Raw genomic sequence first — 11,789 nt, 5'->3', positions numbered from 1 at the left:
CCTAGCGTGGCGGCGTGACTGACACCTCGCGCGTCTCGGTGGCGACCTGGCGGGACCTGCTGGGCCCGGCCCACCTGGGTACGTCGACCGTGCTGGCGGGCGGTGTCGCGCTGTACGCGACGAACGAGTTCCTCACCATCAGCCTGATGCCGAGCGCCGTCGCCGACATCGGCGGTCAGCGGTTCTACGCGTGGGTGACGACGGTGTATCTGGTCGCCTCGGTGATCGCGGCGACAACGGTTCACCCGCTGCTGATGCGTCTGGGTCCGCGGCGGGCGTACTGGTCGGGTCTGAGCGTGTTCGCAGCCGGGAGCCTGGGGTGTGCCCTGGCCCCCACCATGGAGCTGCTCCTCGTCGGGCGCACGGTGCAGGGTGCGGCCGGTGGGCTACTCGCCGGCCTCGGGTACGCGGTGATCAACACCGCGCTGCCGAGCCGATTGTGGACGCGCGCATCGGCATTGGTGTCCGCCATGTGGGGCGTGGGCACCCTGGTCGGGCCCGCCGCGGGCGGGCTCTTCGCGCAGTTCGGCAGTTGGCGGTGGGCGTTCGGAGTGTTGGTCGCGCTCACCGTCGCGATGGCAGTGCTGGTGCCGTTCGCGCTGCCCGGCCGCGTCGACAGCCCGGACGCGGATCGACCACGCCTGCGTATTCCGTTGTGGTCGTTGCTGTTGCTGGGAGCGGCGGCCCTGGTGGTCAGCACGGCGGGAATCCCGCACGACATCCGCGCGACGGCCGGGTTGCTCGCGGCGGGGGTTGCGATCGTGGTCGTGTTCGTACTCGTGGACCGGCGCGCCGCCGTTGCGGTGTTGCCGCCCAGCACCTTCGGCCGCGGCCCCTTGAAATGGATCTACGCGACGCTGGGGCTGTTGATGGCCGCCACCATGGTCGACATGTACGTGCCGCTGTTCGGGCAGCGTCTCGCCGGTATGGCGCCGGTGGTCGCCGGATTCTTCGGCGCGGTTCTCTCCGTGGGGTGGACCGGCGGCGAGATCGCGAGTGCCTCGCTGGGCCGCACCCGGGTCATCGTGCGCACCGTCGCTCTGGCTCCGCTCGTGATGGCCACGGGTCTGACGCTCGGCATGGTCGCGCTGCGCGACGAGATGTCGCCGGGTTGGGCTGCGCTGTGGGCGATCGGACTGCTCGTGACCGGTACCGGCATCGGGATTGCCTGGCCCCATCTGTCCGCGTGGGCGATGAGTCGCGTCGACGACCCGGACGAAGGGCCCGCGGCTGCCGCGGCGATCAACACCGTCCAACTCATCTGCGGCGCCTTCGGAGCGGGGCTGGCGGGTGTGGTCGTCAATCTGACCGACGCCGGAAACGCGACGGCGGCCCGTTGGTTGTTCGCGGTGTTCGCGGCCTTCGTGGCCATCGGCGTCATCGCGTCCGCGCGGAGTTGTCGAACCCGTTGACCGAACGGCTCACTCGACGGAGGCAGTCGGAATCACGGCGAGCGAAAAGATGGGCAGGATTGCGGTCGTCCGGCATTGTCGATGGCGACGCGGGTGTGGCTGAGTGGCTAGGCACCGGCCTGCAAAGCCGTTTACACGGGTTCGAATCCCGTCATCCGCTCCGATGAAACCGCCGGCCGTTGCGGTGCGGGCACGAGTGCACGCACTACATCGGCCGCTCCCAGACGGCCATGGTCTCTCAAAAGCTCTGCCCGCAAGCGTCTCTCGCTTGAGCCCGGAGGGTCGGAGCCGGCGCCGCGCAAGCGATGAACAGCTTGCGGGGCCGCGCCCTGTGAGCAGGGGAGACAGCGCGGGAGAAGCGCCCATTCGTCTCCGCGCACAACGCCACGCACCTAGAGTCGAAAAGCCCGTGTCAGCCGAATGATCGGGCCTGACGAGATGGGCGGCCCTGGGTGAGTCTGTGGTTGGTCAGTCATGTGCCGTCGTGGCTTCTGCTCCTCGGGATGGTAGCGCTCACCTCTTGCCTGGCAGTCGGCGTCCAGAGGATCGTCCGCCGCCGTTTCGCAGCGCACCTGCGAGGCGACGAGCACAACGATGTCACCAAGTTCGCCTTCGGAGTCGTCGGTTTCGTCTTCGCCTTCTTCATCGGCTTCGTGGTGTCGGCGACCTGGGGTCAGATCAACGGTGCGGACAGCAGGGCGCGTGCCGAAGGGTCCGCGGGCGCTCAACTCGCCCAGGATCTGCATGTGTTCGACGAGCCTGACCGGAGCCGGATCCGGCAGAGTCTGCTGGCCTACCAGCAGGCCGCGATCACCGAGTGGGACGAAGCGGCCAAGGGCGGTTCCTCGACTGATGCCGACGACGCGCTCACCCGCCTCTACGCCGCGTACGAGCAGGTCGAAGCCCGTGCCGACGCGCAGAAGGCGCTTTTGTCCGCCTCGTTCGGCAACCTCAACGATATGAGCAAGGCCCGCTCCGAGCGTGTTTTGCAAGCGCGGACCGACACCGGCCCGCCGTGGTCCCTGTGGGCCGTCATCTTCCTCACGAGCGGCCTGCTCCTGGGGTGCGCGATCATCTACAGCGTCGAGAAGGCCGCCACGCATTACACGATGGTCGCCATTCTGGGCGTACTCGTGGGGGCACAACTGTTCCTGGTGCTGGAGTTGTCGCATCCATTCGTCGGGGAGGTCGCGACGTCGTCTGAGCCGTTGCATCAGGTGATCCGCCTCCTTCAGCGCGCACCCGGGTAGCGCGTACACGGTTGCGCGCTGTTCGGGCGGCACGACGCGCGTTTGGCGTCCAAAACCGTTGCCGAGATACGTCTACGAATTCCCATGGCCAGGCCTGGAGTTCGAGCACATCCTTTCCTTTGCGAAGCAGATGCCCTGCTCACCTGCGTTGACCCGCGTCCGGTCACCGAAGCACTTCTCATTTGCAACAGTTCGATAAACGCCAGAATTGTCGCAACGGCCAATTCGCTGAACCGGCATACGTTCCCCCCGACGCAAGCGTCAGTAGGAAGCGCACAGAGAACTGAGGGAACATGTCGCGGACCACGAACCGATTGGGCTTGACCGCCCTGGCTACCGCAGGGGCCTGCTGGATTGTTCAGCTGTTCAATCCTGCGACGGCGATCGCTGAGCCTGGGGGAGTGAGCCCCGGCGTTCCGTGCGTGAACATCATGCAGCAGCTGCTGACCGTTCCGGGGCGGCTGCCGCAGACGCTGCCGGGGGCCAACTCCGCTCTGACCAACACCGCACCGCCGGCGGGTCCCATCCCACCGGCCGGATCGACCAACGGCATCGCCAGCGCGACGCCGCCGTCGGTGGGGATCCCGCCGGCCGGGTCGTTGAACGGCACCGCGTCGGCGAGGCCGCCGTCGGTTGCGATCCCGCCAGCCGGATCGCTCAACGGCACCGCCGCCGCGACACCGCCTCGTCCGCCCGTCCCGGGTGCGCCGGTGACGACCTCGTCGCAGAGCCTCACTCCGCCGTCCGGTCCGGTGCCCCCGGCGGCGCGTGTCGACACCGCCAGCGGCGCAACACCGCCGGCCCCCGGCGCGCCGGGTGTGCCCACGGCCGGCGCCGGGGGCGGCGCAGTTCCTCCGGCGCCCGCCGCGCCTGGTGTTCCGGTGGCCACCTCCGGTGGGGCAGGCGCGCCGCCCGCGCCCGCGGCTCCGCCGGCCGGTGTGGTCCAGCCGGCTGCCGGCACGGCAGCTCCGGCGCCGGGCGCCCCGGGTGACGGCCCGGCGGCCGGTTCGGGTGGGGCGGGTGCGCCTGCTGGTCCGCCTGTCGGTGTGGTCCAGCCGGCTGCCGGCACGGCAGCGCCCGCGCCGGGCGCTCCTGCTGGCGGCCCGGGTGGGGCGGGTGCGCCTGCTGGTCCCCCCGCCGCGCCTGCTGGTGTCGTTCAGCCGGCTTCAGGTGTAGCTCCACCGGCTCCTCCGGCTCCGCCGGCGGCTGTGGTGGAGCCTGCTTCGGGTGTGGCTCCTCCGGCTCCGCCGGTTCCGGGTGGTCCGGCTGGTGGTTCGGGTGGGGGCGTGACGCCTCCTGGTCCTCCGGCTCCGCCGGCGGCTGTGGTGGAGCCTGCTTCGGGTGTGACACCTCCTGCTCCTCCGGCCCCTCCGGCTGCCACAGTCGATTCTTCGAGCGGCGTGGCTCCTCCGGCGCCTCCGGCTCCGGGTGGTCCGGCGGTGAGTTCGGTGGAGAATGTGGCTCCTCCGGCGCCTCCGGCTCCGGGTGGTCCGGCGGTGAGTTCGGTGGAGAATGTGACTCCTCCCGCACCTCCGGCTCCGGGTGGTGGGTCGACGAGCACGGTTGAGCGGTTCTCGCCTCCGGCTCCGCCGGCGCCGGCTGTTCCGGCTGCCAATTCGGTCGAGGCCGTTACGCCTCCGGCGCCTCCGGCTCCGGGTGGTGGGTCGACGAGCACGGTTGAGCGGTTCTCGCCTCCGGCTCCGCCGGCGTCAGCTGTTCCGGCGGCCAATTCCGTCGAGGCCGTGACTCCTCCGGGTCCGCCGGCTCCTCCGGCTGCGGTGGTTGAGCCTGCTGCGGGTGCGGTGCCTCCGGGTCCGCCGGCTCCTCCGGCTGCGGTGGTTGAGCCTGCTGCGGGTGCGGTGCCTCCGGGTCCGCCGGCTCCTCCGGCTGCGGTGGTTGAGCCAGCTGCGGGTGTTGCGCCTCCGGCCCCGGGTGACGCGGGCGCTGCGGGTGGTGGCTCCGGTGGAGCGGGTGCCCCGCCCGCACCTCCGGCCCCTCCGGCTGCTGCGGTTCAGCCGGCTGCGGCGCCTCCGGCTCCGCCTGCCCCGCCTGCCGCGGTGGTGCAACCGGCTGCTGCGGTCGCTCCGCCTGCGCCTCCGGCTCCGCCGGCTGCGGTGGTTGCCCCTGCTGCTGCTGCGGCGCCTCCGGCTCCGCCTGCCCCGCCTGCCGCGGTGGTGCAACCGGCTGCCGCCGTCGCTCCGCCCGCGCCTCCGGCTCCGGGTGTGCCGGCAGCGGCTTCGGTGCCCGCCGTGACCCCGCCTGCGCCTCCGGCGCCGCCCGCCAGTGGTTCCGGTGCAGTGAACGTGGTCGCGCCGCCCGCGCCTCCGGCGCCGCCGGCCGGCGGCTCCACCGCGGTCAACATCCCGACACCTCCGTACCCTGCCGCGCCCGGTGCGCCGGCCAGCGGTGCAGGCGGCACGCCCCCCGGGGTGTTCCCGCCGCTCGAGGGTGCAGCAGCGGTGTTCGACCGCCTGCTGCCGGGAGCTCCGACGCCCGGTGCGCCGGGTGCCGCGGCCAACGGCCCGTGGGACTTCATCCCCACGATCTCGGTTCCGCAGATCCCGGGGCTGCCGGTTCCGCTGCCCACCGAGATCGGGCCGCCCAGTGACGGTATCTGCGCCGGGACCGGCGGGCTCTGGTCGGCGAGCGCCGCACCGGCCGCCACGCCGGCGGGTCGCCCGGCCACGGACCGTCGCGACGATTGGTGATCTGCCCTCGGTGAGAACCGCGATCGGGCCCGGCGTGCTCACGCCGGGCCCGACGTGTTCAGCGGGTGACGGGAAGCCGCAACAGCAGCCGTGCTCCGCCCATCGGACTGGTTTCCAAAGACGCTGTCCCGCCGTGTAACGCGGCCTGCTGGGCGACCAGCGCCAGGCCCAGCCCCGATCCCGAACGCGATGCGGTCGACCCGCGGGAGAACCGCTCGAACACCAGCTTGCGCTCCTGCTCGGGCACCCCGCTGCCGTTGTCGTCGACCGCGATCTCCACATCCTCACCGGACCGGATGGCGCTCAACCGGATCTGCGTGGCATCACCGTGTTTGATCGCGTTGGCGATGGCGTTGTCGATCACCAGGCGTAGTCCCGCGGGAAGGCCCAGGATCCGGACGGGCGCCGACGGCACCAGCGAGACGTCCAGTCCGGGGTAGCTCCGCAGCGCGTCGTGCGCGGCGCGGTCCAGCAGTTCGGTCACGTCGACCGGGACGTGATCCTCAGCGGTGGTCAATTCCCCCTGGGCCAACCGTTCGAGCGCGGTCAACGTCGCCTCGATTCTGCTCTGTGTGCGGACCACGTCGTTGATGACTTCTTTGCGCTGCTCGTCGGTCATGTCGAGGGTCGACAACACTTCGAGGTTGGTGCGCATCGCCGTCAACGGCGTGCGCAGCTCATGCGATGCGACCGCGGCGAAATCGCGCGCTGACTCCAGCGCCGCCTTGGTCCGCTGTTGCTCCTCACCGATGCGCGCCAGCATGCCCTCGACCGCCTCGGCGATCTCGGCCGCCTCCCACACCCCGCCGACCTGGACTTCCTCCGGTCTGGACTGCGCGTTGATGGCGCGGGCCTGCTGCGCCAGCAGGCGGAACGGGTTGATCATGATCAGCCACATCACCCAGCCCACCACCACGGTGCCTGCGATCACCCCACCGCAGATCAGCACGACTCGCAGGTGCAATTGGTCGATCCGGCGTTGTGTCTCCGCCAGCGGTGCCCCCAGCGCGATGGTCGCCGGTCCCGCCGCGAAGGTGCGCACCCGGTACTCGACACCGTCGATGGTCGTGTTGGCGTACCCGGCACCGAGTTGCGGCAACACGATGTCCTTGGGCACCGACATCGTCACGCCGCCGATCCGCGCCGTCCGCACAAGCGTGCTGTCGGGAAGCGGGTCGTCCTGGGATTCCGCGGCGTTCGCCGCGTTCAGCAAGGTTCCGAAGTCGCCGAGGCTGGTCACCGAATCGAGTTGCCGGTCCAGCTGGCTGTACTGGTCGTTCGTCACGCCGACCCACACCCACGTGCCGAGAGTGAGCACCAGCACGACCACCGACAGCGCGGCCACGATCACGATGGTGCGCAGCGACACGATCGGCATCGGCATCGGCATGAAGCGCCGTAGCCGCTCGTCGACGCGCACTATCGGGCTGGCCGCACGACGCCCGGCGGGCGCGGAAGTGTCGCAGCGCTGTCCACGACGCACATCTTGCCTGACCGGTTCGGCTGGGCGCGGCGGCGTCCGGCATGATGCCCCGGTGGTAGCGCGGACACTCTCGGACATCCTGACGACCCTGGACGTCGAACAGATCGCGGCTGACGAGTTCATCGCGACACAGCTGGACAACGCCGCACATCACATCGTCGGGGGCCACATCGCCGCGCAGGCGCTGATGTCGGCGAGCCGCACCGTCACCGCCGACCGCACCCCGCACAGCATGCACGTCTACCTGCTCCGGGCCGGCGACGCGCGCCGACCGGTGCACTTCGAGATCACCCGGTTGCGCGACGGCGGCATGCTGTCCTCGCGCCGAGTGCTCGCACGCCAGGACGACCAGGTGCTGCTCGAGGCGCTGGTGTCGTTCACCGCACCGCTCGACAGCTTCGAACACCAGCAGCCGATCCCCGAGGTTCCCACCCCGGAGTCGCTGCCGTCGCTGCAGGAACAGATGGCCCCGTACGCGGAGGAGCATGGCGGGCACTGGGTCCGGCCGCAGCCGCTCGATCTGCGGTACGTCGACCCGCCGTCGCGTCTGGCGCTCGAGCGGCCCGACCCCTCACCGCGCATCAGGCTGTGGTGGCGTCCCGCCGAACCCATGCCCGACGATCCGATTCTCAACAGTTGCCTGCTGACGTATGTCTCGGGCACCGCACTGCTGGAGACGGCCATGGTGGTGCGCCGGACGACGCCGGTGACGGCCTTCTCGGCGCTGATCGACCACGCGGTCTGGTTTCACCGGCCGGCCGACTTCTCGGACTGGGTGCTCTCGGATGCGGTGACACCCAGCGGTGTGCACGGCCGCGCCCTGGCCACCGCCACGATGTACAACCGCGACGGTGGGTTGGTCTGCACCGCCACCCAGGAGGTCTATTTCGGCCGCGACCGCCGCGACTGACTCCGGGCGCTACCGCTGCTCGCCGTGCATCAGCCGGGCCGCGACGCGCAGATCCTCGGTCAGGGCGTCGAACGCCTCCTGCCGGTTGTCGGCCGGTCCGCGCAGCACCGAGGACGGGTGCACGGTCGCCACCACCGCAGGGTCGATGCCCAGGTCACCGATCGGCGGCAGCGACAGCACCTGCCCGCGGTGCGCGGTCAACCGGAAATCGTTGCCCAGTAATGCTTTTGCGGCTGTCGCGCCGAGGAGTACCACGACTTCCGGTCGTACGGCGTCCATTTCAGCGAGTAACCAGGGCCGGCAGGCGACGACTTCGGTGCGGCTCGGGGTCTTGTGGATGCGCCGCTTGCCGCGTTCGGGCAGGGTGAATTTGAAGTGTTTGACCGCATTGGTCACGTAGACCGCGTCGCGGTCGATGCCCGCCGCCACAAGCGCGTTGTCGAGCAACTTGCCCGCGGGGCCCACGAACGGCTCCCCGGCGCGGTCCTCTTGATCCCCCGGTTGTTCTCCGACGAACATGACCGTCGCGTCCGCGCTGCCCTGGCCGAACACGCCCTGGGTGGCGTCGTGGTAGAGCCCGCACCCTCGGCACGCCTGCACCGCGTCGGCGAGGATGGACACGTCGCGGGTGTCGGGGACGAAATCCTCTGCGCCGGGCACTTTCGTCGGCATGACGATGGACTACCCGCGCGACGGGCCGGTCATGCGCCCTCGGACGGGGCGGAATTCGCTGCAAGCGGCTTGATCTGGGTCACCCTGGGATTCCGATGCGACGGTGCCCTATCGTGGCGCGATCCGTCGATTGCGTCACTGTGACGGCTGGGACGCCTTCGCCGAGCGTTAACATCAGTGCCGGTAGAACGCCGTTGGCCGCACCGAGCGGACCCGCCGGGTGTTGCGATTAGCACCCGGGTTCGTCGGGCGACGCGTTACTGTCTCGGTTGGCCTTGCAAATGACTCTGGGAGGGTATGGATGAGCGCCTATCGCACCGTGGTGGTCGGCACCGACGGATCGGATTCGTCGTTGCGGGCAGTCGACCGCGCGGGCCAGATCGCTGCGGGTTCGGGCGCAAAGCTCATCGTCACCACCGCTTACTTCCCCCAGAGCGAGGATCAGCGCGCCGCCGACGTCCTGAAGGACGAGGGCTACAAGATGTCGGGCAACGCCCCGATCTACTCCATCCTGCGGGAGGCCCGTGACCGCGCGAAGGCCGCAGGCGCCGAGGACGTCGAGGAGAAGGCCATCGTCGGAGCACCGGTCGACGCCCTGGTCGAGCTGGCCGAAGAGGTCAAGGCCGACCTGCTCGTGGTCGGCAACGTCGGCCTCAGCACCATCGCCGGACGCCTGCTCGGATCCGTGCCCGCCAACGTGGCGCGCCGGTCGAAGACCGACGTCCTGATCGTGCACACCACGCCGTAGACGGCGCGCCCGAGGTCGGTCATTTCTGACACCGCGACCGTCCCGAGTGCCACACTCGGGATTGACGTGGAGGTCAGCCATGACGACAACCCTGCACCCGACCGGCATCGCCCCTCGTGAGAACGGTGCACCGCCACCGGATGTGGCGCTCGGCGACATCGACCTGGGCACTCTCGAATTCTGGGAGTGGGATGACGACCGCCGCGACGGGGCGTTCGCCACGCTTCGTCGAGAAGCCCCGATCTCGTGGTTCGAGGTCCCCGAATTCGCCGGATTTCCCGGCGGCCGCGGACACTGGGCGCTGACCACCTACGACGACGTGCATCACGCGAGCAGGCACCCCGAGGTGTTCAGCTCGATCCCGACCAGCACCGCGCTCAACGACGTTCCCGTCGAGATCGCCGAGTACGTCGGGTCGATGATCTCGCTGGACGATCCGCGGCATCTGCGGCTGCGCTCGATCGTGAACCGGGCGTTCACCCCGAAGATGCTCACCCGCATCGAGGAGAGTGTCCGCGACCGTGCCCGACACCTGGTCGCCGAGCTCGTCGCCCGACACCCCGACGGGTGTGCGGACTTCGTCAAGACCGTCGCCGGACCGTTCCCGCTGCAGATCATCTGCGACATGATGGGCATCCCCGAGGAGGACGAGGAGAAGATCTTCACTTGGACCTCCATCGTGCTGAGCGGTGCCGATGAGGAGATCGCGATCGACCACGACACCGTCGTCGGAGCGGTGCTGTCGCTGGGGGAGTACGGGCTCGCACTCGCCGAGGCCCGCCGCGCCCGGCCCACCGACGACCTCACCACCAACCTGGTGCAGGCCGAGGTCGACGGCGAACGGCTCACCTCGGCCGAGATCGCGTCGTTTTTCATCCTGCTGTCCGCGGCGGGCAATGAGACCACCCGAAACGCGATCAGCCACGGCCTCGTCGCCCTGACCCGTTATCCCGAGCAGCGGCAGCGGTGGTGGGACGACTTCGAGGCCGTCGCGCCGACGGCGGTGGAGGAGATCGTGCGGTGGGGGTCGCCGATCATCTTCATGCGCCGCAACCTCACCGAGGACGTGGAAATGCGGGGCGTGCAGATGAAGGCGGGGGACAAGGTGTCGCTCTGGTACAACTCCGCCAACCGCGACGAAACCAAGTTCGACAATCCCTGGCTGTTCGACGTGACCCGGAACCCCAACCCGCAGATCGGGTTCGGCGCCGGCGGGGCGCATTTCTGCCTCGGCGCGAACCTCGCCCGGCGGGAGATCCGGGTGCTCTACTCGGAGTTGCGCCGACAGGTGCCGGACATCGTGGCGGTCGACGAGCCGGCGATCCTGCGGTCGGCGTTCGTGCACGGCATCAAGAGACTGCCGGTCGCCTGGACGGTGTGAGCCGGCCTGACCGTCACCAGCCCATCGAGCCCGGCACACCCTTGAAGGGTCCGACGACACGGCTGGTGATCCAGCCGCCGTAGAAGCCTCCGGGTTGCGGGATCACCTGCTCGTCGTCGACGGTGCAGCGGTCCATCTGCGCGGCCATCACCGCAACCGCACCGGCGATGTCCTCGAAGCCACGCGTGGGATGCGCGTACGTCCAGGCCGCCCTCGGCGCGACCCGGTCACCGGCGACGCTGTCATGAACAACGACGTCGTAATAGCCGGCCTGCCCCTTCCACTCGCACCACGAGCCGCCTTCCGCCGGGCGCAGGGTGCCGGGCGTGAAGCAGTCCGCGGGCAGGTAGTACGTCGGGGGATGGCTCGTCTCGAGCACCCGCCAGGCCGTTGTCGTCGAGGCGACGGTGCGACCGCCGAACTGCACGGTGATCGATCCGCGGAACGGCTCGAGCCGTGGCGGACGCGGGTAGTCCCACACCGACTCCTGACCCGGCCCGGGTTTCTGCGGGACCGGTCTACCAGCCACGCTCGCGCCACTCGCCGAGGTGTGGACGTTCGTCGCCCAGGGTGGTGTCGTCGCCGTGGCCGGGATAGACGACGGTCGAATCGGGATAGACGTCGAACACCCGGGTGGTGACGTCGGTCAGCAGCTTCTCGAAGTCACCCTCCTGCCACGTCTTGCCCACCCCGCCCGGGAACAGGCAGTCCCCGGTGAACAGGTGGACGGCGTCGCCCGCGGCCGGACCGTGCAGCGCCAGCGCGATCGAGCCCGGGGTGTGGCCACGCAGGTGGATGACGTCGAAGGTGAGGTCACCGATGCGGAGTGTGTCCCCGCCGGCGAGGTAGCGGTCCGGGGTGACCGGCAGCGGTTCGGCGTCGAGTTCGTGTGCGGCCGTGGGCGCGCCGGTCGCCTCGGCCAGCGCCGACAGCGCCTGCCAGTGATCGAAGTGCTGGTGGCTGGTCAGGATCAGCGTCACTGTCGGCGCCAGGTCCCGGACGAGTTCCAGCAGGACCTCCGCATCGTTGGCGGCGTCGATGAGTAGCGTCTGGCCGGTTCGGGAACAGGTCACCAAGTACGCGTTGTTGTCCATGGGGCCCACCGACACCTTGACGATCGTCGCGCCGGGAAGAGTGCGCCTGGCCGCGGTCCGGGGTTCGACATGGCCGGTGTAGTTGTCGTCGACGACTGTCATGACAGCCAAGGTATCGGGCTTGTCGGTGA

Annotated in this window: 13 protein-coding genes and 1 tRNA gene; 9 read left to right on the top strand and 5 right to left on the bottom strand. The window is 69.9% G+C overall.

What is annotated here, in order from left to right:
• Positions 1 to 14: 14 nt before the first annotated feature.
• From AU196_RS08825 to AU196_RS08815, 3 genes are all read left to right on the top strand, one after another.
• Positions 15 to 1,412: an MFS transporter gene (locus AU196_RS08825; RefSeq protein ID WP_059094733.1), complete on the top strand. Its 1,398-nt coding sequence runs from the start codon at positions 15 to 17 to the stop codon at positions 1,410 to 1,412.
• Between the two features lie 89 nt (positions 1,413 to 1,501).
• Positions 1,502 to 1,572: transfer RNA gene (locus AU196_RS08820), tRNA-Cys, on the top strand.
• Positions 1,573 to 1,864: 292 nt separating this feature from the next.
• Entirely contained in the window at positions 1,865 to 2,662 is a 798-nt protein-coding gene (locus AU196_RS08815) for a bestrophin-like domain (protein WP_197415735.1), read from the top strand.
• 358 nt (positions 2,663 to 3,020) lie between these two features.
• On the opposite strand, the gene AU196_RS26070 is transcribed toward AU196_RS08815, so the two are convergent.
• Positions 3,021 to 3,623 carry a hypothetical protein gene (locus AU196_RS26070; protein WP_231737479.1) on the bottom strand — a complete coding sequence of 201 codons (603 nt, stop codon included), beginning with the start codon at positions 3,621 to 3,623 and terminating at the stop codon, positions 3,021 to 3,023.
• Between the two features lie 26 nt (positions 3,624 to 3,649).
• On the opposite strand from AU196_RS26070, the gene AU196_RS26065 reads away from it, so the two are divergent.
• The 3 genes from AU196_RS26065 to AU196_RS26055 all read left to right on the top strand — a co-directional run bounded on the left by AU196_RS26065 (position 3,650) and on the right by AU196_RS26055 (position 5,370).
• The gene (locus tag AU196_RS26065; RefSeq protein WP_231737476.1) at positions 3,650 to 3,838 is read left to right on the top strand and encodes a hypothetical protein; all 189 of its coding nucleotides are present in this window, start codon (positions 3,650 to 3,652) and stop codon (positions 3,836 to 3,838) included.
• A 606-nt stretch (positions 3,839 to 4,444) separates the two neighbouring features.
• Positions 4,445 to 4,915 carry a hypothetical protein gene (locus tag AU196_RS26060; RefSeq protein ID WP_231737504.1) on the top strand — a complete coding sequence of 157 codons (471 nt, stop codon included), beginning with the start codon at positions 4,445 to 4,447 and terminating at the stop codon, positions 4,913 to 4,915.
• Between the two features lie 50 nt (positions 4,916 to 4,965).
• Entirely contained in the window at positions 4,966 to 5,370 is a 405-nt protein-coding gene (locus AU196_RS26055) for a hypothetical protein (RefSeq protein WP_231737503.1), read from the top strand.
• Positions 5,371 to 5,428: 58 nt separating this feature from the next.
• Here AU196_RS26055 and AU196_RS08805 read toward each other — a convergent pair whose 3' ends face one another.
• Positions 5,429 to 6,760: a sensor histidine kinase gene (locus tag AU196_RS08805; protein ID WP_231737496.1), complete on the bottom strand. Its 1,332-nt coding sequence runs from the start codon at positions 6,758 to 6,760 to the stop codon at positions 5,429 to 5,431.
• 145 nt (positions 6,761 to 6,905) lie between these two features.
• Between AU196_RS08805 and AU196_RS08800 the strand changes: the two genes are divergently transcribed.
• Positions 6,906 to 7,763, top strand: a complete 858-nt coding sequence (locus AU196_RS08800) for an acyl-CoA thioesterase (RefSeq protein WP_059094731.1) — start codon at positions 6,906 to 6,908, stop codon at positions 7,761 to 7,763.
• A gap of 9 nt (positions 7,764 to 7,772) precedes the next feature.
• Here AU196_RS08800 and AU196_RS08795 read toward each other — a convergent pair whose 3' ends face one another.
• Entirely contained in the window at positions 7,773 to 8,435 is a 663-nt protein-coding gene (locus tag AU196_RS08795) for a UdgX family uracil-DNA binding protein (protein ID WP_059094730.1), read from the bottom strand.
• Between the two features lie 301 nt (positions 8,436 to 8,736).
• Between AU196_RS08795 and AU196_RS08790 the strand changes: the two genes are divergently transcribed.
• Positions 8,737 to 9,183 carry a universal stress protein gene (locus AU196_RS08790; protein ID WP_059094729.1) on the top strand — a complete coding sequence of 149 codons (447 nt, stop codon included), beginning with the start codon at positions 8,737 to 8,739 and terminating at the stop codon, positions 9,181 to 9,183.
• A gap of 79 nt (positions 9,184 to 9,262) precedes the next feature.
• Positions 9,263 to 10,564 (top strand): cytochrome P450, encoded by a 1,302-nt coding sequence (locus AU196_RS08785; RefSeq protein ID WP_059094728.1) that lies wholly within the window; start codon positions 9,263 to 9,265, stop codon positions 10,562 to 10,564.
• 13 nt (positions 10,565 to 10,577) lie between these two features.
• Here AU196_RS08785 and AU196_RS08780 read toward each other — a convergent pair whose 3' ends face one another.
• Together AU196_RS08780 and AU196_RS08775 are read right to left on the bottom strand one after the other, a co-directional pair.
• Positions 10,578 to 11,093, bottom strand: a complete 516-nt coding sequence (locus AU196_RS08780) for a DUF427 domain-containing protein (protein WP_059094727.1) — start codon at positions 11,091 to 11,093, stop codon at positions 10,578 to 10,580.
• Positions 11,083 to 11,760, bottom strand: a complete 678-nt coding sequence (locus AU196_RS08775; protein WP_059094726.1) for an MBL fold metallo-hydrolase — start codon at positions 11,758 to 11,760, stop codon at positions 11,083 to 11,085. Before AU196_RS08775 ends, AU196_RS08780 begins: the two co-directional genes overlap by 11 nt.
• Positions 11,761 to 11,789: the final 29 nt, after the last annotated feature.

Origin of the sequence: Mycobacterium sp. IS-1742 (assembly GCF_001500125.1) — a bacterium.
Taxonomy (GTDB): domain Bacteria; phylum Actinomycetota; class Actinomycetes; order Mycobacteriales; family Mycobacteriaceae; genus Mycobacterium.
The sequence above is the reverse complement of the archived record's forward strand: the minus strand, read 5'-3'. Positions and strand labels throughout refer to the sequence as shown.

Bases quoted from the DNA above. Each gene is read 5' to 3' on its own strand.
- AU196_RS08790 (WP_059094729.1), top strand. From the start codon at position 8,737: ATGAGCGCCTATCGCACCGTGGTGGTCGGCACCGACGGATCGGATTCG.
- AU196_RS08775 (WP_059094726.1), bottom strand. From the start codon at position 11,760: ATGACAGTCGTCGACGACAACTACACCGGCCATGTCGAACCCCGGACC.
- AU196_RS08785 (WP_059094728.1), top strand. From the start codon at position 9,263: ATGACGACAACCCTGCACCCGACCGGCATCGCCCCTCGTGAGAACGGT.
- AU196_RS08795 (WP_059094730.1), bottom strand. From the start codon at position 8,435: ATGCCGACGAAAGTGCCCGGCGCAGAGGATTTCGTCCCCGACACCCGC.
- AU196_RS08805 (WP_231737496.1), bottom strand. From the start codon at position 6,760: ATGCCGATGCCGATGCCGATCGTGTCGCTGCGCACCATCGTGATCGTG.